Annotated in this window: 26 protein-coding genes and 3 pseudogenes; 14 read left to right on the top strand and 15 right to left on the bottom strand. The window is 68.9% G+C overall.

The features are described 5' to 3' along the window. Position 1: 1 nt before the first annotated feature. Positions 2–1,645, bottom strand: a complete 1,644-nt coding sequence (locus ACIPSA_RS35850) for an SDR family oxidoreductase (RefSeq protein WP_402642416.1) — start codon at positions 1,643–1,645, stop codon at positions 2–4. Positions 1,646–1,927: 282 nt separating this feature from the next. On the opposite strand from ACIPSA_RS35850, the pseudogene ACIPSA_RS35845 reads away from it, so the two are divergent. The 3 genes and pseudogenes from ACIPSA_RS35845 to ACIPSA_RS35835 all read left to right on the top strand — a co-directional run. After that, positions 1,928–2,181: pseudogene (locus tag ACIPSA_RS35845) on the top strand (hypothetical protein); the annotation flags it as partial. Between the two features lie 68 nt (positions 2,182–2,249). After that, the gene (locus ACIPSA_RS35840; RefSeq protein ID WP_402642414.1) at positions 2,250–2,735 is read left to right on the top strand and encodes a DUF2975 domain-containing protein; all 486 of its coding nucleotides are present in this window, start codon (positions 2,250–2,252) and stop codon (positions 2,733–2,735) included. Next, positions 2,735–2,956, top strand: a complete 222-nt coding sequence (locus ACIPSA_RS35835) for a helix-turn-helix transcriptional regulator (RefSeq protein WP_030724363.1) — start codon at positions 2,735–2,737, stop codon at positions 2,954–2,956. Before ACIPSA_RS35840 ends, ACIPSA_RS35835 begins: the two co-directional genes overlap by 1 nt. 60 nt (positions 2,957–3,016) lie before the next feature. Here the strand turns inward: ACIPSA_RS35835 and ACIPSA_RS35830 are convergent, their stop codons facing one another. Then, the gene (locus tag ACIPSA_RS35830) at positions 3,017–3,175 is read right to left on the bottom strand and encodes a hypothetical protein (RefSeq protein WP_402642411.1); all 159 of its coding nucleotides are present in this window, start codon (positions 3,173–3,175) and stop codon (positions 3,017–3,019) included. 847 nt (positions 3,176–4,022) lie between these two features. Between ACIPSA_RS35830 and ACIPSA_RS35825 the strand changes: the two genes are divergently transcribed. Continuing rightward, entirely contained in the window at positions 4,023–5,201 is a 1,179-nt protein-coding gene (locus tag ACIPSA_RS35825; protein WP_402642708.1) for a PP2C family protein-serine/threonine phosphatase, read from the top strand. Positions 5,202–5,459: 258 nt separating this feature from the next. Then, a complete protein-coding gene (locus tag ACIPSA_RS35820; protein WP_402642408.1) occupies positions 5,460–6,167 on the top strand; it encodes a TetR/AcrR family transcriptional regulator in 708 nt (235 codons plus the stop codon). A gap of 106 nt (positions 6,168–6,273) precedes the next feature. Here the strand turns inward: ACIPSA_RS35820 and ACIPSA_RS35815 are convergent, their stop codons facing one another. The 4 genes from ACIPSA_RS35815 to ACIPSA_RS35800 all read right to left on the bottom strand — a co-directional run bounded on the left by ACIPSA_RS35815 (position 6,274) and on the right by ACIPSA_RS35800 (position 9,344). After that, on the bottom strand, positions 6,274–6,678 hold the full coding sequence (locus tag ACIPSA_RS35815; protein WP_402642405.1) for an SsgA family sporulation/cell division regulator: 405 nt from the start codon (positions 6,676–6,678) through the stop codon (positions 6,274–6,276). A gap of 298 nt (positions 6,679–6,976) precedes the next feature. Next, positions 6,977–7,369: a hypothetical protein gene (locus ACIPSA_RS35810; protein WP_402642403.1), complete on the bottom strand. Its 393-nt coding sequence runs from the start codon at positions 7,367–7,369 to the stop codon at positions 6,977–6,979. Positions 7,370–8,483: 1,114 nt separating this feature from the next. Next, complete coding sequence (locus ACIPSA_RS35805; RefSeq protein WP_402642400.1) at positions 8,484–8,756, bottom strand: VOC family protein; 273 nt, start codon at positions 8,754–8,756, stop codon at positions 8,484–8,486. Positions 8,757–8,840: 84 nt separating this feature from the next. Beyond that, positions 8,841–9,344: a hypothetical protein gene (locus ACIPSA_RS35800; RefSeq protein ID WP_402642398.1), complete on the bottom strand. Its 504-nt coding sequence runs from the start codon at positions 9,342–9,344 to the stop codon at positions 8,841–8,843. 625 nt (positions 9,345–9,969) lie between these two features. Here ACIPSA_RS35800 and ACIPSA_RS35795 point away from each other — a divergent pair. After that, positions 9,970–10,251 carry a hypothetical protein gene (locus ACIPSA_RS35795; protein ID WP_402642396.1) on the top strand — a complete coding sequence of 94 codons (282 nt, stop codon included), beginning with the start codon at positions 9,970–9,972 and terminating at the stop codon, positions 10,249–10,251. Between the two features lie 32 nt (positions 10,252–10,283). Here the strand turns inward: ACIPSA_RS35795 and ACIPSA_RS35790 are convergent, their stop codons facing one another. Both ACIPSA_RS35790 and ACIPSA_RS35785 read right to left on the bottom strand, forming a co-directional pair. Continuing rightward, entirely contained in the window at positions 10,284–10,622 is a 339-nt protein-coding gene (locus ACIPSA_RS35790) for a thioredoxin family protein (protein WP_402642394.1), read from the bottom strand. 555 nt (positions 10,623–11,177) lie between these two features. Then, on the bottom strand, positions 11,178–12,317 hold the full coding sequence (locus tag ACIPSA_RS35785; RefSeq protein ID WP_402642391.1) for a PucR family transcriptional regulator: 1,140 nt from the start codon (positions 12,315–12,317) through the stop codon (positions 11,178–11,180). Positions 12,318–12,403: 86 nt separating this feature from the next. Between ACIPSA_RS35785 and ACIPSA_RS35780 the strand changes: the two genes are divergently transcribed. From ACIPSA_RS35780 to ACIPSA_RS35770, 3 genes and pseudogenes are all read left to right on the top strand, one after another. Next, on the top strand, positions 12,404–13,459 hold the full coding sequence (locus tag ACIPSA_RS35780) for a ferredoxin reductase (RefSeq protein WP_402642388.1): 1,056 nt from the start codon (positions 12,404–12,406) through the stop codon (positions 13,457–13,459). A 7-nt stretch (positions 13,460–13,466) separates the two neighbouring features. After that, positions 13,467–14,585 carry a fatty acid desaturase family protein gene (locus tag ACIPSA_RS35775; protein WP_402642385.1) on the top strand — a complete coding sequence of 373 codons (1,119 nt, stop codon included), beginning with the start codon at positions 13,467–13,469 and terminating at the stop codon, positions 14,583–14,585. A gap of 333 nt (positions 14,586–14,918) precedes the next feature. Then, a pseudogene (locus tag ACIPSA_RS35770) lies at positions 14,919–15,425 on the top strand (transposase); the annotation flags it as partial. 77 nt (positions 15,426–15,502) lie between these two features. On the opposite strand, the pseudogene ACIPSA_RS35765 reads toward ACIPSA_RS35770, so the two are convergent. The 5 genes and pseudogenes from ACIPSA_RS35765 to ACIPSA_RS35745 form a co-directional block, all read right to left on the bottom strand. After that, positions 15,503–15,763, bottom strand: a pseudogene (locus ACIPSA_RS35765) (GNAT family N-acetyltransferase); the annotation flags it as partial. Between the two features lie 381 nt (positions 15,764–16,144). Continuing rightward, the gene (locus ACIPSA_RS35760; RefSeq protein ID WP_402642382.1) at positions 16,145–17,464 is read right to left on the bottom strand and encodes a DUF5667 domain-containing protein; all 1,320 of its coding nucleotides are present in this window, start codon (positions 17,462–17,464) and stop codon (positions 16,145–16,147) included. Next, complete coding sequence (locus tag ACIPSA_RS35755) at positions 17,461–17,991, bottom strand: RNA polymerase sigma factor (RefSeq protein ID WP_402642380.1); 531 nt, start codon at positions 17,989–17,991, stop codon at positions 17,461–17,463. The genes ACIPSA_RS35760 and ACIPSA_RS35755 overlap by 4 nt, the downstream gene beginning before the upstream one ends. 942 nt (positions 17,992–18,933) lie before the next feature. Next, on the bottom strand, positions 18,934–19,293 hold the full coding sequence (locus ACIPSA_RS35750) for a DoxX family protein (protein ID WP_402642377.1): 360 nt from the start codon (positions 19,291–19,293) through the stop codon (positions 18,934–18,936). Between the two features lie 177 nt (positions 19,294–19,470). Then, positions 19,471–19,965: a cupin domain-containing protein gene (locus tag ACIPSA_RS35745; protein WP_402642375.1), complete on the bottom strand. Its 495-nt coding sequence runs from the start codon at positions 19,963–19,965 to the stop codon at positions 19,471–19,473. An 81-nt stretch (positions 19,966–20,046) separates the two neighbouring features. Between ACIPSA_RS35745 and ACIPSA_RS35740 the strand changes: the two genes are divergently transcribed. Further along, entirely contained in the window at positions 20,047–20,889 is an 843-nt protein-coding gene (locus ACIPSA_RS35740) for a LysR family transcriptional regulator (RefSeq protein WP_402642372.1), read from the top strand. Positions 20,890–21,046: 157 nt separating this feature from the next. On the opposite strand, the gene ACIPSA_RS35735 is transcribed toward ACIPSA_RS35740, so the two are convergent. Together ACIPSA_RS35735 and ACIPSA_RS35730 are read right to left on the bottom strand one after the other, a co-directional pair. Further along, the gene (locus ACIPSA_RS35735) at positions 21,047–22,015 is read right to left on the bottom strand and encodes a TIGR01777 family oxidoreductase (protein WP_402642369.1); all 969 of its coding nucleotides are present in this window, start codon (positions 22,013–22,015) and stop codon (positions 21,047–21,049) included. A gap of 142 nt (positions 22,016–22,157) precedes the next feature. Further along, complete coding sequence (locus tag ACIPSA_RS35730; protein WP_402642368.1) at positions 22,158–22,310, bottom strand: hypothetical protein; 153 nt, start codon at positions 22,308–22,310, stop codon at positions 22,158–22,160. 36 nt (positions 22,311–22,346) lie between these two features. On the opposite strand from ACIPSA_RS35730, the gene ACIPSA_RS35725 reads away from it, so the two are divergent. The 4 genes from ACIPSA_RS35725 to ACIPSA_RS35710 all read left to right on the top strand — a co-directional run bounded on the left by ACIPSA_RS35725 (position 22,347) and on the right by ACIPSA_RS35710 (position 26,066). Continuing rightward, positions 22,347–22,799, top strand: coding sequence for a hypothetical protein (locus ACIPSA_RS35725; RefSeq protein ID WP_402642366.1), 453 nt, complete (start codon positions 22,347–22,349; stop codon positions 22,797–22,799). A 76-nt stretch (positions 22,800–22,875) separates the two neighbouring features. Then, positions 22,876–23,271: a hypothetical protein gene (locus ACIPSA_RS35720; RefSeq protein ID WP_402642364.1), complete on the top strand. Its 396-nt coding sequence runs from the start codon at positions 22,876–22,878 to the stop codon at positions 23,269–23,271. A 2-nt stretch (positions 23,272–23,273) separates the two neighbouring features. Beyond that, positions 23,274–25,742 (top strand): DUF4132 domain-containing protein, encoded by a 2,469-nt coding sequence (locus tag ACIPSA_RS35715; protein ID WP_402642362.1) that lies wholly within the window; start codon positions 23,274–23,276, stop codon positions 25,740–25,742. A 114-nt stretch (positions 25,743–25,856) separates the two neighbouring features. Continuing rightward, positions 25,857–26,066, top strand: a complete 210-nt coding sequence (locus ACIPSA_RS35710; RefSeq protein WP_402642360.1) for a hypothetical protein — start codon at positions 25,857–25,859, stop codon at positions 26,064–26,066. The last annotated feature ends 127 nt before the right edge of the window (positions 26,067–26,193 follow it).

Genomic DNA, 26,193 nt, shown 5'->3' with positions numbered 1-26,193 from the left:
GTCAGCTTCTTTCCGGTGGTCGGCGGCGGCCGGTGCGGACGTCACTGTCTTCCGGCGGCGGAGCGGGTCCGGATGCGGTGCGGCCGGTCGTGGCTGGCCCGGCGGTGTGGCGGTGGTCGCGCTGGGCACGCGCGGCGGCGCGCACGATGTTGCGGGCCATGCCGCCGAAGACGACCGCGTGGAACGGCGAGACGCTCCACCAGTACAGGTGGCCGAGCAGGCCGCGAGGGTGGAAAAGCGCCCGCTGCCGGTACCGGACCGGGCCGCCTCCGTCGCCGTCCACGCGCATCTCCAGCCAGGCCAGGCCGGGCAGCCGCATCTCGGCGCGCAGCCGCAGCAGCCGCCCGCGCTCGATCTCCTCCACCCGCCAGAAGTCCAGCGAGTCGCCCACCCGCAGCCGCCGCGCGTCCCGTCGGCCCCGGCGCAGGCCGACGCCGCCGACGAGCCGGTCGAGCCAGCCGCGCACCGCCCAGGCCAGCGGGAAGGAGTACCAGCCGTTCTCCCCGCCGATGCCCTCGATCACCTGCCACAGCGCTGCGGGCTGCACGTCCGCGTCGCGCTCGCGCACGTCCGTGTAGAGGCTGCCGCCCGCCCAGTGCGGGTCGGTGGGCAGCGGGTCGCTGGGGGCGCCCGGCACGGAGGCGGAGGACCAGCGTGTGGCGACCTGGGCTTCGCGGATCCGCTGGAGCGCCAGGTCGACGGCCCGGTCGAAGTCGAGAGGGTGGCCGGGCGGGCTGGGCACGTACCTTTCGATGTCGTTCTCGTGGCAGACGACCTCGTGCCGCAGCGACTCCGTGAGCGGGCGCGCGATCGAGGCCGGCACCGGGGTCACCAGGCCGACCCAGTGGCTGGACAGGCCGGGCGTGAGCACCGGCACCGGCACGACCAGCCTCCGGGGCAGGCCGGCGACGGCCGCGTACCGCTGCATCATGTCCAGGTAGGTGAGCACCTCCGGACCGCCGATGTCGAAGGTGCGGCTGACGTCGGAGGGCAGCCGCGAGCAGCCCACCAGCAGGCGCAGCACGTCGCGTACGGCGATGGGCTGGATCCGGGTGTGCACCCAGCGCGGGGTGACCATCACCGGCAGTCGCTCGGTGAGGTAGCGCAGCATCTCGAAGCTCGCGGAGCCGGAGCCGATGATGACCGCGGCCCGCAGGACGGCGGTCGGCACGCCGGAGCCGAGCAGAATGCGGCCGACCTCGGCGCGGGAACGCAGATGCGGAGACAGTTCCCGCTCAGGGACCCCGGCCGGAGTCAGGCCGCCGAGATAGACCAAGCGGCGCACGCCGGCCCGGCGGGCCTCATCACCGAAGACCCGGGCCGCCTCCCGGTCGGTCCGCTCGAAGCCGCGGCCGGTGCCGAGGGCGTGCACCAGGTAGTAGGCCACGTCTACGTCCGCCATGGCCCGCGCCACGGATTCGGCGTCGGTGACGTCACCCTGGACGATCTCCACCCGGTCCGCCCAGGGGTGGTCGCGCAGCTTGCGCGGCGTACGGACCAGACAGCGCACCCGGTGACCAGAGTCCAGCAACTCCGGCACCAGCCGGCCGCCGATATAGCCACTGGCACCGGTGACGAGACAGGTCGGTGTCCCGTCTGGCGTCGCCCCGTCCGGGCTCGTGCCCCTGCTTGTCTCCTGCGCCACGGAAACCGCCCCTGTCCTAGCTCGTCCGGTGCGCCAGATCACGCTCCCGACTGTCTCTACCGTGCTGGCCGCCTCACCGGATGCGCCCCGTGCGCGCGGCGATCGGGTGACGTCCGCGCCCGCCTGAAGGGCAGCCTCCGGAAGGACGCGGTCCGGCACGGAGACGGACGTGTCCGGCGCCGGGCAGCCGTAGACCTGCCGAGTGATTTCTCGTCTGTCCCCCCGCGCGGCCGGGCCCGGCACACCACCGTCCGTCCCGCCCGGTCCTCGTCAAGGAGAGCGATGTCCGCCACCCGCCGTACCCGCTGGCTCGTCCCCCTGGTCCTGCTGCTCGTCCGGCTCGGTGTCGGCGGCGCCCTCGTCCCGTATGCGGGCCGCGGCTCGGTGAGGTCGCGACCGACGGACGGGCGGCATTCCTGCCGCGCGACGCGGAGTCGACGCGGGTGCTGCGGGAGCAGACGACGTTCGCGAAGGACGAGTCCTTGCCAGCGATCGTGGTATGGACCGTGGAGCGGAAGGGCACCGTGGCCGCGCTGGCACCACACCTAGCCTCACCTATCGAAAGTCGATAGATTCCCATCGCAACTCGATGGAGGGGTGGGTCATGGGAAAGCTGACAGTGCGTGCGCTGCGCGCCGTGCTCGTGGTGGTGCTCGCCGGCACCGTGTTCGTACAGGCGTTGATGGTGTGGGCGTTGGCCACCGATCCGGAGGACGGGTCGCTCCCGCTGACCCCGCTGCGCGTGATCACGATCCTGGGGATGGTGTCGGCCCAGGTCGCCCTGGTCTGTGTATGGCGGCTGGTGGCGATGGTGCGACGCGGAACCGTGTTCTCCCACGCCGCCTTCCGGTACGTGGACGGCGTGATCGGCGCGATCGTGGCGGCTGCCCTCGTGTGGTTCGCGGTCACGGCCATCAATGCGCCGGGCCAGCGGGACGACCCGGGCGTCACCGTCATCATGGGCGGGGTCGGCGTGGCCATCCTGGGGGTCGCCCTTATCGTGCTCGTGCTGCGGATGCTGCTCGCCCAGGCCGTCGCGCGCGACGTCGAAGCGGCGCAGATGCAGGCCGAGTTGGACGAGGTGATCTGATGCCGATCGCCGTCGACATCGACGTGATGCTGGCCAGGCGGAAGATGTCCGTGGGCGAGCTCGCGGACCGCGTAGGGATCACGCCCGCCAACCTGGCGGTACTCAAGAACGGCCGCGCCAAGGCGGTACGCTTCGCGACGCTCGCCGCGCTCTGCGAGGTGCTCGAGTGCCAGCCGGGCGACCTGCTGCGCTGGGAGGCCGAGGACGCCGCCGGCGGATGAGAGGAAGTCATCCGCATACCGGACCAGCCAGCCGGTGTGATGCGCCAGAAATCCAGAAGATTAATTCTTCTCTGTTTTCTGGTTGCCGGTCCCGACCTTGGTGAGGTAGTCGGCGAGGGAGTTGAGGATCTCGCCGGCGGTCTTCGTCCAGGTGAAGGGCCGCGGGTTGTCGTTCCAGGTGTCGATCCACGCGGCGATGTCGACCTCGAGGGCCTTCACGGAGGTGTGGACGCCCCGACGGATGAGCTTTTAGCGGGGTTCGTGATCCCGATGGCGTGGTGAATGGCGTCGTTGACCGTGTGCTCTCTCAGTGGTGTCCCGATGCGGCCGGGGTGCGCTGGTCTGGCGATGTACCGGACGTGGTCGGGATGCGACTGCGAGCTGCGCGCCACGGCCCGAAAGGCCCCCTCCCGGTCGTACCGGCCCGGCAGGAGGTTCTGGGGGGCGGCGCGGGGCGCCGGTGATCGCGCCGAGGGTGCCCGGATCTTGATGAGCGCCCGGGCGACGGGCAAGTGCCGCTGCCGGCTCCCACGGATGATCAGCCCCTCAATGCCCGGCGCCTCGGTCCAGGCGGTGAACCGCTCCTTGGCGAGGGCGACGTCGGTCGTCTCGGGTCAGATGGTCCACGGGTCGGTCAGGTCGCGCTCGGCGAACGGCGCCTCCGAGCGGGCACGGCTTCACGGCACGGCGCCCGCAACAGCTCCTGCCCCTCGACAGCTCCTGCCCGTCGATCTGGAGGGCATCGAACGCGCCAAAGTGGGCCGACATCTCGGCGTGGAGCCGGATGACGGTCCGCCCCCGCCTGCGAGTGTGGTGGGGGGTGGGGGCGGATACGGCAGCGCCTCGCCGGGTCGCGCGACCGGACGGCGGCGCCCCCAGGCCGGCGCCGAGGCCGATTCATCTCCGTGTACGCACAGCTTGACCACCGGCCGTGATCACGCACGGATTGACGCCTGGGGTGACGGTTCCCAAGCTGTAGAAGGGGCTGGTGGAAGGGGCCGTGCTCGTGAGCGGTAGGCAGAGTGGACTTCCCCGGCTGCTGACCGCAGCGGAGAGGGCGGCGCCGGTGGACGCCGTCGCGGTGGTCGCAGAGGACCTGCGGCGGCGTTTCGGGGCCACGAAGGTGTCATTCCTCATCGTGGACCTGACGGGCAATGCGGTGGCGCGGCTGGCCACTGCCGTCGGTGTGGGGGGTGAGCAGGCAGCCGAGCGGATTCCCATGTTCGGCAGCGTCTACGAGCGGGTGATCCGTACCCAGCGGCCGTACCAGGAGGCGACCGGCCAGGGACAGCGGGTGATCGTGCCGGTCACCAACCGGGGGGACGCCATCGGACTGCTGGAACTGCTCCTGCCCGCCGACCCCGGCGACGACGTCCTCGACGAGGTCGGGGAAGCAGCCCACATCCTGGCCTACGTCGTGATCGCCAACGGACGCTTCACGGACCTCTACACCTGGGGCAAACGCTCCAGGCCCCCCACGTTGGCTGCTGAAATCCAGTACCAGCTGCTGCCCCCGTCACTGTCCTGCGAGGCTGCGCAATTCACTTTGTGCGGGCACCTGGAGCCCTCCGAAGACCTCAGCGGCGACACCTTCGACTACTCGCTGGACCGCGACACCCTGCACGTCTCGGTGACCGACCCCATGGGCCACGACATCGATTCCGCCCTGGCCGCCACGGTGCTGGTGAGCGCCCTGCGCGGCGCCCGTCGCGCGGGAACCGGCCTGGCCGAGCAGGCCCACCGGGCCGACCAGGCCCTGGCCGACCACGGCCACGGTCACGCCACCGGGCAACTACTCCGCATCAACCTCCACACCGGCCGCGCCCAGCTCGTCAACGCCGGCCACCCCTGGCCACTGCGCCTGCGCGAGGGGGCTGCGGAAGCGATCACCTGCGAGGTGGACCATCCCTTCGGGCTGCCCGTCTCCGTGCCCCACCCCTACCGTGTCCAGGACATCGACCTGCGCCCGGGTGACCGTCTGCTCATGGTGACCGATGGCATGCTCGAACGGCATGGGGAGAAGGTCGACCTGCTCGCCCTGCTGGAGCACACCCGGGATCTGCACCCGCGGGAAACGGCGCTGACACTGACGTCCGCGGTCCGGGATGCCGCCGGGGGCCGGCTCGCAGACGATGCCACCGTGATGTGCCTGGACTGGCACGGCCCCCAGCAGACCCTGCGGCACGTCAGCTCCGGCGCGGACACTCAGCAGGCTTCAGCCGGCCGCACGAAGCAGCAGCGGTGACCAGGGCGCTCTCCCGGCCGGTGCGGGCCCTGCTGGTCACTTTCTGCTGTTCAGGCGTTCGATGCCCGGGTGACCGCGGCGACCTCCGTGTGTGTCGCGCGTCAGACTTTGCGGCAGGGCTCGTTTCCTGCGGGTCCTGCTGTGTGAAGGAGTCTGATTTCGGCGCGCCCTGCGTGCGTGCATCTGGACCACGTTCCATCCGCACCATGAGCAGGATCACAACCTAATTCGAGGGGCCCCTCATGTTAGCCTGGATGCATGAGTGACCAGCACGTCCTGCCCGCGCCCCAGGCGTCGGCCAAACCGCTGCGCCGCGACGCGCAGCGCAACAGGGACGCGATCGTGGCCGCCGCCCGCAAGGCCTTCGCCGAACAGGGGCTGGAAGCTTCCTTGGAGGGTGTTGCCCGCGACGCAGGCGTCGCGATCGGGACGGTCTACCGGCACTTCCCCCGCAGGCTCGACCTGGTCGAAGAACTCTTCACCGCGAAGTTCACGGATCTGCTCGCCGCAGCTGAAGAGGCCGCAGCCATGGACGACGCCTGGGAGGGGTTCTGCCACTACCTGGAAAAGCTCTGTGAACTGCAGGCCTGTGACCGCGCCTTCAACGACCTGGTCTCGGCCCGCCTGCCCGTCCACGCGCTCGGCAGGGGAATGTTTGAGCGTACGAAGGAACGGATCGCTCAGATCTTCCGCAACGCCCAGGAGCAGGGCGTTCTCCGCGAGGATGTCACCCCGGACGACCTCGCTTTCGTGATCTGGTCCCAGGCCGGGATCATCCAGGCCACACGTGCCGTCGCCCCCAACGCCTGGCGCCGCCACCTGTACCTCCTGCTTGACGCCTTTCGCGCCGAGTGCGCCCACCACGAGCTGCCTGAGCCCCCGCTGACCCCCCAGCAGGTCGACCAGACCCTCACCACTCTCGAGTGCCCCGAAGAGGAATGCCGCGAGTGCGGCGAGCGGGCGTGAGCCGCGGCAGGCCACACCGGGCAACGGGACATGCAGCGGGCCCGGTGCCGCGGTCGGCATCCGGACCCCAGGGCCCATGGTGGCCCTCACCATCCAGCTGGAGGCGTCAGTTTCCCGCCAGCAGCTGTGCCAGCTCGGCGTCCAGGTCAAGCCGGCTGGATTCAGCCCCCGGCGGCACCAAGGATCGCGTCTCGCGCAGGAAGGATTCCACGCCCTGCGCGGGGAACTCGAGCAGGGCCGATCCCGCAGGCGAACCAAGAGCCATGTACACCACGTCGCGTCCCGAGTCACCGGTCGGCCACATGCGCACGTCTCCGTGCCCGGTGTGCTCGCTCAGAGCCTGAGCCAGCATGTCGCGACTGAGGAACCACTCGACCGTTCCGCTCTGGTCCAGGGTGTGGAAGACGGCACGCACGGCATAGGGATCATCCGCCTCGTACCCCAGTTCTGCACGTATCGGCACCGACAGGTCGTGCGACACGACAAGCCGCACGGGCAGCTCGTGTGCCACGGTTCTGACTGATCCCACTGTCCCTCACTTCCACATCCCCGCTCATTTGGCACTGCGATGACTCCCCGTGCGCGTAGAGACGCGGGGCGTGGCGGTACCGCCGGCGCGACCAGTGGCGCCGGAGGCGGGAGCAGCACACACGGCTCCCGCGCGTTGTTCCCGTTCGACCGGGCGGCGATTTCACCGGCTCACGCTCGATGTCGGCTCGGCGAGCGGTCGGTTTGACGAGTCGCAACGGCACAACCCAGAGCCACGTCGTTGCGGCCGGTCAAACCGACCGTGCTGGCCTGCGGCCGCATCAGTGCTGGTCCACGTACCACGCGACCTGGTCCAGGTGCCAGCGCTCGGCGCTGACGCGGTGCCACGTCGTCGCCTCGTCCCAGCGGTACCCGTCCCGGACGTACACGTGGCTACCGTTCCAGCGCTCTTCCACGTAGTGGTCCTGGCGGTCGTCGTTCGTGTACCAGTCGCGGGGTGCGCCCCAGCTGTCGTCCTGTGCCTCGTGGTGAGCGCGCTGGTATCCGTCCGCGCGGTCGCCGCTGGTGGCGAAGGCGGTGATCGCGGACTGCGTGTGCTCCCCGGGCGCCGAGGCCGTCGCCGCTGACGCCGTGCCGCTGACGCCGAGAAGGGCTCCGCCTGCCAGCGCGGCAGAAGCGACAGCGGTCGAAACGCGCCTGATCCACTTGTTCATGGTCATCTCCTTGTGATGTGCCGCGATTCCGTTGACCGGGCGGCCGTCCTGTCCGCGATCCGGGGAATCCGGATCGGCCGGGTGCCGAACTGCGGGGATCATCCGGAGGGGGCCCTCATGTTCGACGTCGCCCAGCGTACTCGAGGGGCCCCTCATGTTTGCGGTGAGGCTCATCACAGCACGTCGGAGGGGTCGACGGGCACGAGTGGCGCGACGGCAGGCGGGGCGGCGGGCGCCAGGGCTGATCTACAGGAACGGACATCCGGGACCCGGGTGCGCCGACGCCAAGGCGATCGAGCCCACCAGCGTCGGCCTCAGGCGGGATGGCCCGGACACAGCGGATGGGGCCGCCGCACGGGCGAAGACAGTGATGTCGTACGCATCCTTGGTACGGGGGGCGGCTGACGGCGCAGGGGCAAGCCCGTCGGCCGCACCCTGCGCAAGCTGCCCGGCCAGGACATATCCGCCTCACTCGTCATACCGCGGCCGCGCACCGTCCGGCCGGCAGACACCATCAAGCGCACACCACTCACCGCTCACGCCCGCGGGCGCGATGGCTCTGCGAGCCGCCACCGCCGACTCCAGCGTCCAACTCCGCTCCCCCTCCTCGTCGCCAGCGCGCGCAGGGACTGCCCGCTACCCACCAGGGCGCACGGAGGACCCGCCGACGCGCAACACCCCTTGAGGGCCGCCCCATCCCCCGACGCTCCGCCACACCACGCCCGCCCTCCCCTTCTCCTCATTTCTTCCTGGGTGGGGCGCTTATGGGGGTGCAGAGTGGGATGTCGGGCTCCCCGACCACACCCAAAAGGCGTGGTGACCTGCGGATACACCGTCAGACGCCGCGAGGGTGGGGACAGTTGTCGGCAGGGTTGTCAGCGGGGTTGCGGGCGTTGTCGGGGGCCGGGGTATCGCACCGTGACGCTGGTCAGGCCTTCATGATCGGGAGTTCGGACGGGCCACCTACGACAACAGGTGCGTACGCGTTGTGCGTCAGGTGCGCCCCGTCGGCCTCGACGTCGGTGACGGGTGAAGGCGCCCCACACCGGATCCTCCACCCGGCGCCCTTGAAGGGCGAGTGCCGTACGCCGGGCCACATCCACGCTGGAGAACGTCATGCTTCATGATCGGGGTCGAGCACCACCATGAACTTGTTGCCTTCCGGATCCGTCATCAGGGCGTGCATGCCATCGTGAGGTTCCACCAGAGAGGCACCTTTTCCGATCAGTATCTGAACCTGTTCGGCGATCGTTCCGACGAGGACGGTGACGACCGGCAGCACGGCCGGGGACTTCGCTTCGCCGACGCTGTACCCACCCCAACCCGGGATGCTGCCCCAGAACCTGATCATTTTCTCTGGGTCTACTGCTTCAAAATGAACGTGCATGCTGCTGTCTCACTTTCATCTGTGCGACCGAACCGAAATCGGCCTACCGAATCAATCCGGCAGGCCGTTACGGGTGAACGGACTTCAGCAGTCGATCACGGTGTTGTGCGTGTCTGCGATTCCGGGTTCGCTGAAGCGACCGTGGTACTCGACCTGCAAGGACACCTGCGTGTTGTACGTCCCCTTGTGGCCATCATGCACGCACTTGAGCCCCGGGGTGGTGTAGCGCCCGCTGCACTTCGTCCACCCGCTGTCCTTGTGCTTCACCGTGTGCCAGTACCCGTCGTAGACTTCGTACCGCTGAAGATCGACCTGGGCCCGGCATTTGTCGGGCGCCGGAGTCGAGCAACCCGTGTAATGCCCCTGGGCGAACAGCGGGCCGTTATGGGTGACCTGGAACGGCTTCTCACCCTGGAACGTGCACCACACGGCTACGTCAGCAGGGCTCTTCGCGACCGCCCTTCCCGTGCTGCCGCTCGGAGCTGCCGCAGCCGACGCCGTGGCAGCCGGCACCAGCAGGGCCCCCGCCGCGAGAAGCGGGACGACAAAACGTGCCTTCACTTTTCCCCTAAGGAAAATCGAACACATGTCGCACCACCAGCCACCCTCATGGGTTCACAGGCGCCACACAAGATCCGTGGCGCGAACTTTCCGTTGTTTGTTCGGTTTTCAGCCAGAATTGACTGTTCCCTCCCACCCGCTGGCAGCGGACCGGCAGAAAACGGCCGCACGGCGAAGATCACCCGCTGAGAGCGCCGGGCAGCTTGCCTGCCCGTCGGCGCAAAGGCCCTGCCGACACGCAACACCCCCAAGGAGCCGCCCGATCCCCCGCTGCTCCGCCACCACGCCCGCCCCCCCTTCCCGTTCTTCTTCCTGGGTGGGGCTGTTGTGTGGGTGCAGAGGGGATGTCGGGCTCCCCGACCACGCCAAAAGGGTGTGGTGACCTGCGGATATTCCGTCAGACACCGGGCAGGCGCGGACAGTTGTCGGCGGGGTTGTCGGAGGGGACCCCGCGGGGTTGCGGGCGTGGCCGGGGGCGGGGTTATCGCACCGCGACGCTGGTCGGGCCTTCATGGTCGGGGTTCCGGTCGGGGCCGGCTGCTGCCGTGGACGTACGCGCGGCGCCCGAGAAGACGGGGGCCGCACCGTATGGAAGGAACGGCAGTGGCGATGCCTTAGTTGGACGTGGGCGGTAGGGACCGGCTGGCGCCCCGTGGACGTCGCCCTCGCGCGGCCCGTGACGCAGCTGCCGACGGGTCCGTCGTGGGCTTACGAGATCAAGGTCGATGGCCACCGGACCGTGCTATGGCAGACCGAGGACGGCGTCCGGCTGCAGTCGCGCACCGGCCGCGACGTCACCGCGCTCTGGATGGACCTGGCCGTGGCCGCCATGCGGCTGTCGCCCGGCGTGATCCTGGATGGCGTTATGTGCCCTGTGGGGGTGTCTCAGCCCCAAGGTGTCTCAAGCGGCGCAGCTCCCATAGACGAGACGTGACGGGCGTCGCGGCCAAGTGCTGCAGCGGCCGCTCAGAGGTGGCCGTCCAGGAACTTCCGTACCTCGGCGATGGTCATGGGCCCCGTGCCGTGCGCCACCGCCTCTCCCTCCTTCAGCATGACGTAGGACGGGGCTCCGGTGATCCCGTATCGCTCGGTTGCGGCCGGACAACGCGTGATGTCGGCGCGGACGACCGTCAGGCGGCCCGTGTAGTCGTCGGCGATGCCACCCACGACGAGGTCCATCACCCGGCAGGGCTCGATTGCCTTGGGCCATGTCCCGGTGAAGTATGCGAGGACCGGAACTCCGCTCATCCCGAGGATGAAATTGAACTCCGCGTCCTCACGGGGTCGGTGAACCCGCATCGCCATGGAAGCTCCTGACCTCACGTTCCGTCATTCCATCCCCATCATCCCTCGCCCGGTGTGCCAGGCCGGCCCGGTCGGTCGTCCGGTTGACCTGTCGGAAGGGAGGCACGGGGCCATCGCAGAACCACGGTGGTCCCCGGCGCGAGTGGCCCGGCCCCCCTGGTGACCCGGCCCGGCCGCCCCACGGTCACCCAGCTGCAGCCCGCCGCGCGCCCGTGGGTCAGCTCGTGCCAGGACAGCGCCCTTCACGATGACATGAAAGCTGCTTTTCGGGCATAGCGGCCCAGATCGCCGACCAGATGCTCGATGAGCGCGTCGACTAGCGGGCCGGTGCGCATCGTCCACCGGATCCAGTCGAGCCGTATCCGCCACCGCGCTTCTCAGAGACAGCGCCCCCGACGGGCTTCCCGAGGCCTTGTCTGGTCTTCACATCAACCCCCGGTCTCAGCTGGCTCATACCGCTCTTACCCGGGCCGCATGAGCCAGCTGATGGCACCGGGAACGAGGCACGATTCCTGGACCGCTCGCGGACGCGGTCGTGGACGGTCGAAGTACGCGTCAGCTGACCCGAAGACCGACCGCCAGCGTCAGTTCAAGGACCCGGTGGGGCGATGCGAGATCCGGAAACAGCTCCCGCAGCTGCGACATCCGGTAGCGGACGGTCTGGGGATGGACGAACAACGCCGCCGCCACCTCGTCCCGCCTGCCCTGGTGCAGCAGCCACGCCCGCAACGTCTCCTCCAGCCGCCGCGCGGTCGCGACAGGCAAGGTCCGCAACGGTGCGAGGGCTCGGACACGCAGGTCTGCGAACGCGTCCACGTCGGCGCTCAGCACCAGCTCGGGCAGGTGGTCCTCGGTGTCGCGAATATCAGAGGAGAGGGAGCGCGCGCGTACGGCTCGTGCGTACGAGGCGGACGCACGAATCCATGGCCGGGCCGGGCCGACCACGGAGGTGCGGTCGGTCAGCTGCCGCAAGAGATGTGATCGGTCGGCATCGGGGACGAGCAGCACACCGGTGGCATCCGGCAGATCGTCGAGGACGAGAGTGCTCGGGTCGAACGCGCGGTAGGCAGGCCGGGCCTGGGCGGCGGGCAGCAGGACCGCGGTCAGCGAAGCCGGAGGCTGCCACCCGGCCCGTTGAGCGGAGACAAGCAGCACGTCCGGGCTCGCGCCGGCGAGGAGGTCGCGGGCCAGGTGCTCCAGGTGGCGCTCGTGATCCCTGCCCCGGGCGGCCAGTTCGTCGGCGTGGCCCGCGGCGCTCGCGGCGGAGAGCTCGTCGATGTAGGCGAAGGTCAGCTCGGCGAACTTGGCGACCTCGGCGGCGGGCAGACCCGCGGGTACGGCCCCCGCTGCCAGGCATCGCCAGGCCACGCGGGCACCGACGCGGTAGGCGCTGAGCAGGGCGTCCATTGAACGGCCGTCGCGGACCTCGCCGCGGCCCAGCTCGTAGGCCGCGTCACCGCCGTCGCCACCCGTGGCACTCCCGCTCGCAAGGTCCAGATAGTGCCCCAGGGCGGTGCGGACGGCTCGGCGGATGGTGGCGCCCATGTGGCCCGTAAGGGCGTTGGCGTAGGGAGGGACCTCGTCGATGATCGCCTGGACAACCTCGTCGGCGGTGGCCTTCAGCCCAGCCCGAAGTACGGTGACCGTCGTCTCATCCAGGGCCAGTTCGCTGGCCCTCCGGATCACATGGTTCACGTTTTATTCCCTGCGAACAATTCTGCCGACCAGATTTACGTCCTGCGGTCAGGACCTTACGCCCTGAGGCGCAGCAAGCTGGAGCCATGACGAGTACAGCCCTCCGCAGCAGGGCGTGGAAGATGCTCGAGATGGTCACGACGCCGCTGCTGCCGTCGGACTACCTCGACCTGGTCAGCCCGCTGCGTGCGGGCGCCGACCTGCGTGGGCGCATCGAGGCCGTGCGCCCCGAGACGGGTGACGCCGCGACCATCGTGATCAGACCGGGACGGGGCTGGCGCGGCCACACAGCCGGTCAGTACGTGCGGATCGGGGTCGACGTCGACGGGGTGCGCCTGTGGCGTGCCTACTCCATCACCTCGCCGACGAACCGCCAGGACGGCCGCATCACGATCACTGTGAAGGCGATCCCGGACGGCAAGGTCAGCAACCACCTGGTCCGCAGGACGAAACCGGGCACGCTGATCCAGCTCGACCAGGCGACCGGTGACTTCGTGCTGCCGGAGACCAAGCCGGCCAAGGTGCTCTACCTGACGGCCGGCAGCGGCATCACGCCGGTGATGGGCATGCTGCGCGACACCGAGTTCGACGACGTCGTCATGGTCCACTGCGCGCCACAGCCGCACGACGTGATCTTCCGCAACGATCTGCACGACCTGGTCGCGGACAAGAAGCTGCGTCTCACCGAGGTGCACACCGACACGGACGGCATGCTCGACATCGCCCGTCTCGGCGAACTCGTACCCGACTGGGCCGAGCGCGAGACCTGGGCCTGCGGGCCCGCGGGCCTGCTCGACGCCGCCGAAGTGCACTGGACCGAGCACGGCGTCCAAGGGCGCCTGCACACCGAACGCTTCCGCCCCAGCATCGTCGTCGCCGGCGACGGCGGCGAGGTCACGTTCAGCGCCACGGGCAAGACCGTCGACGCGGACGGCGCCACGCCATTGCTGGACGTCGGCGAAGAGGCCGGCGTGCTCATGCCCTCCGGGTGCCGCATGGGCATCTGCTTCGGCTGCGTCACGCCGCTCAAGGCGGGCGCCGTACGCGACCTGCGCACCGGCGACATCACCGAGGCCGAACCGGGCGTCCTCATCCAGACCTGCGTGTCCGCCGCCGCGGGCCCCTGCGACATCGAACGGTAGGAGCACCTTGACCGCCATCGACCCCACCGCCCACCTGACCGCGGAGCAGATCGAGGAGCTCGGCCGTGAGCTGGACGCGATCCGCGACGAGGTGATCGCCAGCCGCGGCGAGAAGGACGCCGCCTACATCCGCAAGGTCATCTCGGCGCAGCGCAAGCTCGAGATGGTCAGCAGGGGCGTACTGCTGTTCTCGTTCTTCCCGCCCGCCTGGCTGCTGGGCACCGCCGGACTGTCCGTGGCGAAGATCATGGACAACATGGAGATCGGCCACAACATCCTGCACGGCCAGTGGGACTGGATGCGGGACCCGAAGATCCACTCCACCACCTGGGAGTGGGACCACGTCTCGCCATCCGACCAGTGGAAGCACTCGCACAACGAGCTGCACCACACGTACACCAACGTGATCGGTAAGGACAACGACCTCGGCTACGGCATCATGCGCGTCGACGAGGACCAGAAGTGGCACCCGTTCCACCTCGGCCAGCCGCTGTGGAACTTCATCAACGCCTGCTTCTTCGAGTACGGCATCGCAGCGTACGACCTGGAGCTCGGCAAGAACCTGCACAAACGCCGCCGCAAGAACCCGGAGTTCCGCGCGCGGGCCAAGGCCGTGGGCCGCAAGATCCGCAAGCAGGTGCTCAAGGACTACGTGATCCACCCGCTGCTGTCGGGCCCGTCGTTCCTCACCACGCTCGCCGCCACGTTCACCGCGAACCTGGTCCGCAACATCTGGTCCCACTCGGTGATCATGTGCGGGCACTTCCCCGAGGGCGTGCAGGTCTTCGAGCGCCGGTCGATCAAGGGCGAGACGCGCGGCCAGTGGTACCTGCGCCAGATGATGGGCTCGGCGAACATCAGCGGCAGCAGGGCCATGCACTTCATGACCGGCAACCTGTCGCACCAGATCGAGCACCACCTGTTCCCGGACCTGCCGAGCAACCGGTACGCCGAGGTCGCGGTGAAGGTGCGCGCGCTGTTCGAGAAGTACGAGCTGGAGTACGTCACCGGGCCGCTGCCCAAGCAGGTGTTCTCCGCGTGGCGCAAGGTCTTCCGGCTCTCGCTGCCGAACAAGAAGCCCAGGGTCAAGACGCCGGACCGCGAGCAGGAGCTCGTCGCGGCCTGATTCCCGGTATTGGTTCAGATCTTTCGGCCGTACCGGCGGCACCGCCGGGTTCGGTGAGAGCCGTTGCGGACGGTGGGCGGCCGCGACATCAGACCGTACGACACGGGATCCGGGCAGGCCGATGTCCGGCTGCGCTGCCTGGACGTGCGCCAGGAGCTCAGCACACACCCTGGTCTCCGTCGACGTGGGCCGGGTAGTGCTCCACTCACAGCGGGGCACGAGCCTGGCTGCTTCGTTCCCGGAGATCGAATCCGGGAGCAGCCAGCTGCCGGACGCGACGGCACTGAACGGCGAGACCGTGGTGTACGTCGCCGACGCTGACGGCACCGCGCACATCAGCTCCTGGCGCTGCTCAGGCAGCTGGACGCCGCCTGCCAGGCCGCGGACAACCTCGCGGAGACGGTCGAATCCGCCTTTCGCCAGCACGCCGACAGCGAGATCCTGCTCAGCTTCCCTGGACTGGGCCCCCTGCTCGGAACCCGTGTTCTTGCCGAAATCGGCGACGACCGGGCCCGGTTCGCCGACGCCAGGGCCCTGAAGTCCTACGCCGGCTCCGCGCCGATCACCCGGGCCTCTGGCAAGAAGCACTTCGTCGGACGCCGCTTCATCAAGAACAACCGCCTCATGAACGCCGGGTTCCTCTGGGCCTTTGCCGCCCTCACTACCTCGCCCGGAGCCAACGCCCACTACCGGCACCGCCGCGAGCACGGAGACTGGCACGCTGCCGCTCAACACCACTTGCTGAACCGATTCCTCGGCCAGCTCCACCACTGCCTCCAGACCCGACAGCCCTTCGACGAACAACGCGCCTTCGCACCAGTCCTTCAAGCGCCTGCATAACCCGCAAGCCCGCCTGGCTTCGTCCACGAGAACGGCAGTGCTTCGGCAACTCCCAGCTGTCGAGTACGAGCTCGATCGGACGATGTGACCGGGGACCACATGCCGAACCACTGCTCGGCTCCATAGGCATCGAACCGCTCCACCTCGATGAACCCCAGCTTCGCCGCGAGGCGCATCGAGCGGACGTTGGCGGTCTGGGTGGCCAGCACCACTGGTTCGCCGGGAAGCGCGCCGACGAACCAGTCGAGTGCCGCTGCGCACGCCTCCGCGGCGTACCCGTGTCCCCACGCCTGTGGCAGGAACAGGTAGCCGAGCTCGGCTTTCCCGGCAGGCTTTCGTCGTTCTGACTGATCGTCACGGCAGGCATCCGCTGGCTGCGGCCCATGCCTGGTGGACGGCACGGATTTCGGCATCCGTCGGCTGACCGGCGGTGGTGGGCATAAATCGGGCCGCCATCACCACCCGGCGGAGCTTGGCGAGCATGTCCGACAGTGACGGCTGGGTCTTCGCGGCGTACCACGTGGCCCGTTCGCGCCGCTCGGCTGCGTCATGGGGATGGTGTCCGTGCTGTGCGTACCAGACGACGGCGATGGTGTAGCAGCACAGGCCGAAGGGGACCGTGCGCTCGAAGCTCTGCAGGCTCGACTATCACGACTTATCTCGGGAACCCGGCGATGACGAACCTGGGGCCGGGCGCGGTGACGGCCTGGCCCCAGGCTTCATTTGTGGCTGCCGTCGTCCGACTCGAGGTTGGGGCGGGGAAGAGGGCCGGGGAGCAAGGGCGGGAGAGACATGTCGTCGGGGTCCGTGGAGCGTTCAGCAGGGGATACGGCTTCCCGGGTGCCGCCGGTGGGGCGCGTGCCAGCGTTGCGGCTGCGTCCGTCACCAAGAGCGGAGCCACCGGAGGGCGGCAGCAGCTTCTGCAACGGCGCCACTTCCTGCTCAATAGCATCGAAGACAGAGGTGACGTTGTTGCCGACGTCGTCGAGTCGGGAGGGGAGCCGGTCGCGCAGCTCCGTCCAGCCCTTGCGATGGCTGTTGGAGAACGCGGAGAGAGTCTCGATCGGCTGCAGCGAGCCGTCCTTGCGGTGGGCGACGGCGAGCAGGCGGTGGCCCTCGGAGGCCTCCTGCTGCATGCCGGACAGGGCCCGGCGGATCTCTCCCACAGACTCGTCGTCGAGTTCGCCGCTGCTGCCGCGTTCCATGAGGCGGCGGGCTTCCTGGAGCCGGGTGGAGGCGAGGTCGAGATAGATGGTGCCGCGGCTGGCGTCGTCGTCGGCAAGGTCGAGACGCAAGTCCTCCATACCCCGCTTGAGGCCGTAGAGGGAGTCGCCGGGCAGCGCATCGCTGCTCGCGGCGGCGGCCCCGCCGAAGGCACCGGCCGCCACCCCGACCGTGAGGCCGCCGGCAGCGAGCCTGCGCGACCACGCGGAGCGCGGCCTTGCCTTGCGAAGACCGTGGTCGCCAGTGCGGCGCGTGCCCCGATTGCCGTCGCTCTCTAGGGGAATTGTCAACGTGCCGTCGGCGAGGGCAGCCTCCATGGCTGCGATCAACTGGGCGCGCTGAACGGTCCTCGTCTCGGGATCCAGCGCCGGTCGCGGCACGTCCTGCAGGGCGTCCGCCAGGGCAAGGATCCTGCCCTGCTCCGGATCCGCACGCCGGTCTGTGGCGCGGGTCCCACCGACCTGCTCGTTGGCACCTACCTGGGCGTCTTCGCACTCGAGGGCATCAGCGAAGGCCTGAGCCCGGCGAGGGTCTTGCCTTGTCAGGAGAGAGCCGGTCGCCTCAACGAGCAGCAGCCCGGTGGCCAGGGACCGATGGCCGGCGGGAATCGTTGCAGGCGTAGCAGACACCAGCGTTGAAACGGCTTCTTCTTCCGCAGCCGCCTGCTGCTTGATCCTTTGGAGCATCGATGCCCGGGCCTCGGGGGTGAGCAGCGGCGAGTTGGCGCGCAAGTATGCCTGGGCCGCTGCCAGTCGGCCTGCGACGAAGGGGTCCAACTGCTCGTCGGGCTGTGCGTCGTGCGCATGCTCAGTCATCGGTCCCCCTGCATGTACCGCCGCTGTGGTGTGCGGTTCCCGAGGATCTTTCGGAGCCGCCTATTGGCCCTGGTCAGTTGGGTGGATACTGTGCTGCGACTGATTCCGAGGATGTCGGCGATCTCGTCGTTCTTGTATTCGTAGATCTTCAACAGGACGATGTCGCGCATGCGCTCAGGGAGTTGCCGCACTGCGGTGAGTGTCTCTGTGAACTCGCTGTCGGACTGGACGAGGTCTGCGGGATCCGGGTGAGGGAGAGGGGGCTGGGAGGCCACGTAAAGCCTGCTGTAGTGGAAATCCCTTGCCAGCTTTTTGCGCCGATTTGAAGTTTCGTTTTTGAGGGCGGCGTAGAGATATGCGCGAGGATTCTGGATCGTGTGCCACTTCCTCAACATCTCCGCGAATACTTGCTGGACGATGTCCGCGACATCCAAGTCCGACGCTACAGAGGTTACGAACCCTACGGCCTCGTCATGGAATTCATTGAAGAATTGATCGAACAGGTGCTTGGATCCAGTACTGTCCACCCAGGGTGAACCTTCTTCGATCACCGGCCCCTGCCCGGTTCGCTGGCGCTGGCGCGGCTCCTCGGCGGCCTCGTGGCGCCGGTGCGGCAAGTCGTCGGCCGTGGCCGGTGCTCCCGTTCTCCGCGAGCGGTCTGCGGACGCGGTGCAGAGGCAGGCCGGTTGGGCGGCAGTTCCACTTCCCACACCACGGTGTTGCCGCGTGAGCGGTGTTCTTCCCGGACCGTGCCGCCAGTGCGGGCGAGTTCCTGCAAGACGGCGCAGTTCAGCCGCTGGCGGGAGCGGTCGCGGACCCAGTGTTCGATCGTCGGTCTGTGCGCCAGAAGACTGAACACCAGAATCACGCACGGGGCGAGATGGTGCACGTTGATCCGTCCTTGCATGCGTTGGGGGGAGGTAACCCTGACGCATATAAGAGGGAGGAGGGGCCCTGATTGACGACAGCTTCACATTCGGAAATAGGGGCGACGCTTCACTCGATTGCCGTACGGTGGGCGACCGGCTCCTCGACCAGCGCACGCCGAGGGCGGATAGCTGTTCGAGGCGCTCGGGCATGAAGCTTGCGGCCCGCGCCCGCTGATTGTTGGTCCATACGCCTAGATTGATGGGTACTTCGAGGCCGTCGTCGGTGATAACGCTTTCCACGTGCTGCGGGGCACGTGGAGGTGTGTCTCGCGTTCGAAGTACTGCGTCGCGGCCGCCATGTTGAGCGTCCAATTGTCGCGGCTCGTTCAGGACCGCCGAACCCACCTCGACACCACTGAGTAGTGCCACACTCGCCCAGCGCGGGAGCCGAGTGTGGCCTTGTTCATGAGTTGCGACAGCGGATGTACACCTCACCGAGCAGCGCGTGGATGGCGGCGTGTTCGATGTTCATGAGAGATGGCAGCGGCCGTGGGGCGGTCGGCTCTGTAGTCGCATCCACCGGTCGAGGACTGCGCTCGATCACAGCCGGGTGGCGAGCCAGATGGTCACGGCCGCGGTAACGGTGAGCCAGGCGTTGAGTGCGATCCGGCGGTCTTCGCCAATCAGGTGGACGGCGATCGCGCCGGTCTGCAGGAGTACGAAGCCGATGGCCGCGGCCAGCGCCAGCGAGGGAGCGATGCCGGTCAGCGGCGGCAGGATCAGGCCGGTCGCGCCGAGTAGTTCGACCGCCCCCAGCGCCCTGAGGGCAGACAAGGGTATGCGGTCGACCCAGGCCATCATCGGTCGGAGTTGATCGCGGCTGCGGATCACCTTCAGCGTGCCTGCGTAGAAGTAGAAGAGCGCGAGCAGTCCCGCGGTGATCCAATAGGCGATGTTCATGGTTCCCGTTCATGGGCCACCGGTTCACGGGGGCCCTCGATTGCGTCGATGGCCAGAAGAGCCCTGAAGAAGGCCCGGCCCGTCGTCCGAAGGACCCGGGCGCCGAAATGCGGCAGCGCTACCGTCCTGCCGGTCGAAAGGAGGGTGGCCGGGCCGGGACGTGCTGTGTCGTCGGCTTCAGGTGAGGTCGGTGGCGGGCTCGGTTGCGTAGCGGCTCATCGCGTCGATGTTGGCCTGTGGCGTCAGCGGCCGGCCATCGGCGAGTACTTCCTGGAGGTCCCGGAAGTACTGCACGTACAGGTCGGGGGTGAATGTGCTGAGGATGACGGCGGGTTGGTCGGTCCGGTTGGCGAAGGTGTGCGGGGTGCCGGGCGGAATCATCACGAGTGTGCCCGTGGCGGCGTCGTAGTCCTGGTCCCCGACGGTGAATTGCACGGTGCCGGAGAGGATGTAGAAGCCCTCGTCGTGTCGGGCGTGGCGGTGCTGCGGCGGTCCGGGGGTGTGCGGGGCGAGGACGGACTCGGCGATCGCGAGGCGGTGCCCGGTGTGGCTGCCGTCTTCGAGGACGCGCATGCGCGTGGTGCCCAGAACGATCGTCTCGCCGTCGCCGGGACCCACCACCGATACGGCGGGGTCGGCCTGCGGCTCGCTGGTTTTCGCTTCTTCGGTCATGCTCACGAGTGCACCGCCGGGACCCCGCCAGTGTCCAAGACCCATCCCGCAGCGCTGATACCCCGTGGGTATCGTTGCAGCGTGGAGCTACGAACCTTGCGCTACTTCGTGGCGGTCGCCGAGGAACTCCATTTCGGCCGGGCCGCCACCCGACTGCACATGAGTCAGCCGCCGCTGAGCCGGGCGATCAAGCAGTTGGAGGCCGATGTCGGGGCCCTGCTCTTCGCCCGCTCGCCCACCGGCGTCACGCTCACTTCGGTGGGCACGGTGCTGCTCGACGAGGCGCGGGCCCTGCTCGACCACGCCGACCGCGTCCGTGTACGCGTGAGCGCGGCGGCCGGCGTCGCGACCATCACTGTCGGCATCCTGGGCGACGGCACCGACCCGGGAGTGTCCAGGCTGGCCGCCGCCTACCGCCGACACCACCCCGGCATCGACATCTGCATCCGCGACACCGACCTGACCTGCGGGCTGCGCGCCGGACTGGTCGACATCGCCCTGACCCGGGCGCCGTTCGACGAGACTGCCCTGACGGTGCGTGCGCTGCGGACCGATCCAGTCGGCGTGGTCCTGCGCGCCGACGATCCGCTGGCCCGCCGCGACCGGCTGCGGCTGGCCGAACTGAGCGGCCGCCGCTGGTTCCAGTTCCCGCAGGGCACCGACCCCATCTGGCAGTCGTACTGGAATGGTGGCAGGCCGCGCGAGGGCCCAGTGGTGCGCGCCGTCCAGGAATGCCTGCAGGCTGTGCTGTGGAACGGCACGGTCGGCCTGGCCCCGCTCGGACACGACCTGCCCGCAGAGCTCGCCGTGGTACCGCTGATCGACATGGCGCCGAGCCGAGTGGTCGCGGTGTGGAACGAAGGTGACACCAATCCGTTGATCCGATCCTTCGTCGAGATCGCGACAGCCGCGTACCGTCACTGAGCACCCAGGGCGGCGTCGTTCAGTGGGTCTGTCCGGTTTGATCGCGTGATGCCGAGGCTGGCCAGGGAGAGGGTGGCGTTGCGTGCGTGGGGGCGGTGCAGCACAGGCTGGCCAGGGCCCGACGGGGCGGCCAGATCGGCCGCCGTCCGGGATCCGTTCACCGGCGTGCCGCGGAACCGCCTCCGACCCGTTTGCGCACCCGACGCACCAGCTCATCCGCGGCCTGCGGCCACTGTGCGTACTGAAAGTCGAAGCCTGTCTGGGTCAGTCGACCCGGGACGACACGGCGGCTCTTCAGCAGCAGTTCGGTGTCGGAACGCAGAGCGAACGCGCCGACCTCGGCCATCCACTTGGTCGCAGGGAGACCCACCGGTACGCCCCACGCGGAGCGCAGGGTGCGCATGAATGCGCGCTGCGGCAGAGGATGGGGAGCCGCCAGGTTCACCGGCCCTGCGATGTCCTCCCGGTCGATCAAGAACTCCACCGCGCGCACGAAGTCGTGTTCGTGGATCCACGACACGTACTGCGCTCCACCGGCGACCGGGCCGCCGAGACCCAGGCGGGCCAGTCCCAGCAGGACGGCGAAGACCCCGCCGGGGTCCGGGCTCATCACCATGGCCGAGCGCAGAGCGACCTTGCGCGTGGCCGGCGTTTCGGCCTGCTGCTGAGCCTGCTCCCAGGCCTTGGCGATCTCGACGCTGTACGCCCAGTAGTCCGGCACGCCCGGTTCGGTACCGCCGATCACACCGGTGGCCTCGTCATTGGGGGCGTCGAAGCGGTGCGCGTACACCGTGGCGGTGCTCATCTGCAGCCAGACCCGGGGCGGTCGGGCAGCGCCCGCGATCGCGGCGCCCACGACCCGGGTGGAGTCGACCCGGGAGTCCATCATTTCCTGCAGATTGGCCGCCGTGTATCGGCAACTCACAGTGCGTCCGGCCAGATTGATCACGACATCGCTGCCGTCCACCGCCGCCGTCCATGGCCCCAGGGTCTGACCGTCCCAATGGACCTCGCCCTCGCGCCTGGGGCGTCTGGTGAGAATCACGACCTCGTGGCCGGCGGCGTCCAGTGCGCGCTTCAGGACCGCGCCGACCTGTCCGGTACCCCCAGGAATCACAATCTTCACCGGCTACCCCTCCTTCGTCTCGGGTGAGCCTAGACCAAAGAGTTGAACGCGTTCAAAACTAGGGGTGCGATCCACGATTTCAGTCAGCCTCGCCGTGCGGCACAGGGCGCTGGACGTCAGTTGGGAGCGTTGTCCGGTTTGATCACGTGATGCCGAGGGTGGTCAGGGGGCGGGTGGCGTTGCGCGCGTGGTGGCGGAGGCCGGCGGCGATACTCCGGTGCCCTGCCAGGCGGAGGGCACCGATGGCGAGGTTGCGCAGGCTGGCCATGGCCCGAGGGGCGGTGCCGGTGCGCACACGGGAGGCGTCCTCAGTCCAGGCGGTCTCACGTACGTGCCGACCAACCGGATGGACCTGCCCGAGCTGATCCGCCAGGTCGCCGCTTCCCTCAGCGATTACGGCACGAAGGTGCTGATCCTGGACGACATCACCCGGCTGCGGATGCACGGCGCCGACGACCAGGACACCCTCGACCTGATCCGCGCGTTCATGAGCATGCACGTCACCCTCGTTCTGGTCGGCGTGGACACCCCCGGCTCCGGCCTCCTGCGCGAAGACTGCGGACCAGGGGCCGTCAGGGGCGTGAACGGGTGGGAGCCCACCCACACAGAGCGCCGCTTCGACCTCGTCGAACTCGGCCGTCTCCGCTACGACACCGCCCCGCAGATCACTGCATGGACAGCCCCAAGTACAGCCCCTGGGTGGGCCGGACTTGGGGCCGCACGCATGGGACTTGTTGTGCTGTGCATTCCGGATGGCCGGCGGGACAGCCCCCGCATGGGCTGAGCTGCGATGTTGCGCATGCGGCCCGGCCGCCGCTGTCAGGGGCCGTTGTCAGTGGTACCCGGTAGCGTCCTCGGCCATGGGAACGGTGACGTTCGTCGACGAGACGACATCAGGGGACAGGGGCGCAGCCTTCGGACTCGAGATCGCCGAGGATCAACTCACGGTGCGTGAGTTGATCCGGCGGCGGGTCTTCCAGGAGGTTGCGGAGTTCAACGCGCGCGCGGAGGCGCACGTCTTCCAGGGCCTTGTGCAGCCGCAGGACACGGAGCGCGTGCTGAACGGGTACGCGCTGCGCACCCCGCGCCGCATCGACCCGGAGGCCCAGGCGGAGCGCGCGCTGGCCGCGTTCGCGGGGAACGGGTTCCTGGTGCTTGTCGGGGACCGGCAGGTCACGGACCCGGACGAGGAGATAGAGCTGCCGCTCGGCGTCGAGGTCACGTTCCTGAAGCTTGTGCCGCTGGTGGGTGGCTGACAGTGGACGTGCTGAGCAAGCTGGGCAAGATGCAGGGCCACGCGGCTGCGCGCGAGGCCGGTCCGCTCGCGTACGAGGCACTGTGCGTGGCGACGGCCCGGACGACCTTCAGGGGGGATGTGTGGGTCCAGATGGTCGAGCTGCTGGAGAGCCTCGATCCCGTGGTGCGCGCGGACGTCGCGGTTGAGTTTGGCCGGTTGTACGCCAAGTTCAGCTCCGCTGAGCGCGCGCAGGTGAAGGTGTTGCGGCTCCTGCAAGCCGTGGGTGCGGACCTGCCCGGTGATCCGCTCGCGGCCGAGCGGACCGCCGAGCTGGAGAAGCTCGGCACCGAGGTCTCCATCTGGTGGGACGGTAACGCGCGGTTCGCCGCCGAGCACGAACTGGCCGCCGGCCGGCCCTTGTCGGCACCCGTCGTGGCATTCCTGCGGCGGTCCGCTCTGGAGGCGTACCGCCAGACGGAGATGACGGCCTTGGCCAGGAAGCTGACGGAACCCGTGCTGAACGTGGGAGAGGCGTGGGCCGAGCAGGCCATGAAGGAGGCCGCCGAGGAGCCCTGGCTGGCCTTGCTCGTCCACGCCACCACCGCGACGTCGGCCAAACCCACGGCCAAGTGGGACAAGGCCGCGCTCACCCTCATCGAAACCCTCGGCACCGACGCCGTGCGTGCGGCGGTGCTCGGCTGGCTGCCGCTCGTCGGCCGCCCCCGCACCTTCGCGTTCACCACCGTGCGGTCCGGGCCCGACACAAACCTCGCCTTCGACCCGTACAACGCCAACGCCCTGCGCGGCCTTGCCTGGATCCTCGCCCTGCTGCCCGCTCACCCGGACACGGCCCGCGCTCTCGGCGCGCTCGTCGAGACCTCCCTGAAGAAGGTCCCCGGCCTCGGGCCCGTGAACCCCAAGGTCGCCAATGCCTCGGTCACGGCCCTCGCCCGTATCGACAGCGAGGCGGCACTCGCCGAGCTGGCCCGGCTCGCCACCCGCACCACCTACAAGGGCACCCTCAAGCTGCTCAACACCGCCCTCGACACTCGCGCGGAAGCCCTCGGCCTCAGCCGGGAGGAGATCGAGGAACTGGCCGTGCCCGCCTACGGGCTGACCGAGGTCGGCCGCTGCGCGACACAGCTCGGCGACACCACCGCCCTGCTGGAGATCCAGGGCGCCAAAGCCGTCCTGCGCTGGCGCTCCGCCACCGGCAAAGAGGTCAAGTCCGTCCCTGCCGCGGTCCGGCGCGACCATCCCGAGGAACTGAAGGAGCTCAAGGCCGCCGTCAAGGACATCGACAAGATGCTCGGCGCCCAGACCGAGCGTCTGGACCGGCAGTTCCTCGCCTTGCGCACGTGGTCCTACGCCGCCTGGCGCGACCGCTACCTCGACCACCCCCTCGTCGGCAGCCTCGCCCGCCGCCTGCTGTGGACGGTGGACGGCACCCCGGTCGGCTTCGCCGACGGCGCCCTGCGCACCCTCGCCGACGACACGGTCGAGCACGGCACCGAGGTCACCCTCTGGCACCCCGTCGGCCGCGAGCCCGCCGAGGTGGTCGCCTGGCGGGACTGGCTGGAGCGGCACGCGATCACCCAGCCCTTCAAGCAGGCCCACCGCGAGGTGTATCTGCTGACCGACGCCGAACGGACGACGGGCACCTACTCGAACCGATTCGCGGCGCACATCGTCCGCCAGCACCAGTTCCACTCTCTCGCCGCGATCCGCGGCTGGCGCAACAAACTGCGGCTCTGCGTCGACGACACGGCGCCACCCGCCACCCGTGAACTCCCGCAGTGGGGTCTGCGCGCCGAGTACTGGATCGAGGGCGAGGGCGAGGAGTACGGCCTCGACACCACCGAGTCGGGCAGCTACCTGCGGCTGCGTACCGACCAGGTGCGCTTCTACCCGATCGGCGCACCGGAGAACTCGGCGCACTGCTGCGGCGGCGAGTACCGCATGTGGCTGCGCGACGGCGCGGAGCCGGTTGAGCCGCTCCCGCTCACCGAGATCCCGCCGCTTGTCCTCTCCGAAGTTCTGCGGGACGTGGACCTGTTCGTCGGCGTGGCCAGCGTCGGCAACGACCCGACGTGGCAGGACGGCGGGCCCGGCGGCCGGTTCCGCGAGTACTGGACGTCATACGGCTTCGGCGAGCTGAACCAGAGCGCCGAGACCCGTCGCGCCCTTCTTGAGCTCTTGGTGCCGCGGCTCGCGATCGCCGGGCGGTGCACGATCGAGGGCCGGTTCCTGCATGTCAAGGGCGAACTACGGACGTACAAGATCCATCTCGGCTCGGGCAACATCCTGATGACGCCGAACGACGAGTACCTCTGCATCGTCCCCAAGCCGTCCGCAGGACCCGCCGCGCAGACCGGCTATCTGCCCTTCGAGGGCGACCGCACCTTGGCCGTCGTGCTCAGCAAGGCGTTGATGCTCGCCAAGGACACGGAGATCACCGATCCGACGATCATCAGTCAGATACGCCGCTGAACAGCCGTGGGCCCCGCTTCACCCGGGAGCGGGGCCCACAGCGGACACAGAAACAAGATGGTCAGTAGCGGCGCGTGATCAGCGCCCGCCCCTCTCGTCGACCCCGACCGCGACATGAACCTGGACAACAACGTCTGCCACGGCTTGATCGACATCCCGCTCGCCGCATCCCGCTGCCCCCAAACCGTCCAGTACGCCTTCGTCCGCCACGCCGACCTCCAGGCCCTCGCAGCCCTCACCCGCACCCAGAGCTCTCCCACGCCGGGCCTCAACCGCCCGAGCCTTCAGAACCTGCACCTCGTTGGGGCGCTCGAACGTCTTTGAACCCGGTCCGCTCGCCAGCACCGGCAAGGGCACAGAGGGGCTTGGATGCCAGCATCGTCGGAGGTCGCGGTTCTGAGCGTCGGAGTTGTCCATCGGGGCCAACTAGCGTGCACGGCCACAAGAATCA

The sequence above is a fragment of the Streptomyces sp. NPDC086549 genome, assembly GCF_044746205.1.
Taxonomy (GTDB): Bacteria; Actinomycetota; Actinomycetes; order Streptomycetales; family Streptomycetaceae; genus Streptomyces.
The sequence above is the reverse complement of the archived record's forward strand: the minus strand, read 5'-3'. Positions and strand labels throughout refer to the sequence as shown.

What these genes read in the sequence shown, in the direction of transcription:
- ACIPSA_RS35840 (WP_402642414.1), top strand. Translation starts at nt 2,250, where the DNA reads ATGGGAAAGCTGACAGTGCGTGCGCTGCGCGCCGTGCTCGTGGTGGTG.
- ACIPSA_RS35835 (WP_030724363.1), top strand. Translation starts at nt 2,735, where the DNA reads ATGCCGATCGCCGTCGACATCGACGTGATGCTGGCCAGGCGGAAGATG.
- ACIPSA_RS35760 (WP_402642382.1), bottom strand. Translation starts at nt 17,464, where the DNA reads ATGACTGAGCATGCGCACGACGCACAGCCCGACGAGCAGTTGGACCCC.
- ACIPSA_RS35745 (WP_402642375.1), bottom strand. Translation starts at nt 19,965, where the DNA reads ATGACCGAAGAAGCGAAAACCAGCGAGCCGCAGGCCGACCCCGCCGTA.
- ACIPSA_RS35750 (WP_402642377.1), bottom strand. Translation starts at nt 19,293, where the DNA reads ATGAACATCGCCTATTGGATCACCGCGGGACTGCTCGCGCTCTTCTAC.
- ACIPSA_RS35720 (WP_402642364.1), top strand. Translation starts at nt 22,876, where the DNA reads ATGGGAACGGTGACGTTCGTCGACGAGACGACATCAGGGGACAGGGGC.
- ACIPSA_RS35820 (WP_402642408.1), top strand. Translation starts at nt 5,460, where the DNA reads ATGAGTGACCAGCACGTCCTGCCCGCGCCCCAGGCGTCGGCCAAACCG.
- ACIPSA_RS35810 (WP_402642403.1), bottom strand. Translation starts at nt 7,369, where the DNA reads ATGAACAAGTGGATCAGGCGCGTTTCGACCGCTGTCGCTTCTGCCGCG.
- ACIPSA_RS35805 (WP_402642400.1), bottom strand. Translation starts at nt 8,756, where the DNA reads ATGCACGTTCATTTTGAAGCAGTAGACCCAGAGAAAATGATCAGGTTC.
- ACIPSA_RS35800 (WP_402642398.1), bottom strand. Translation starts at nt 9,344, where the DNA reads ATGTGTTCGATTTTCCTTAGGGGAAAAGTGAAGGCACGTTTTGTCGTC.
- ACIPSA_RS35710 (WP_402642360.1), top strand. Translation starts at nt 25,857, where the DNA reads ATGAACCTGGACAACAACGTCTGCCACGGCTTGATCGACATCCCGCTC.
- ACIPSA_RS35780 (WP_402642388.1), top strand. Translation starts at nt 12,404, where the DNA reads ATGACGAGTACAGCCCTCCGCAGCAGGGCGTGGAAGATGCTCGAGATG.
- ACIPSA_RS35790 (WP_402642394.1), bottom strand. Translation starts at nt 10,622, where the DNA reads ATGGCGATGCGGGTTCACCGACCCCGTGAGGACGCGGAGTTCAATTTC.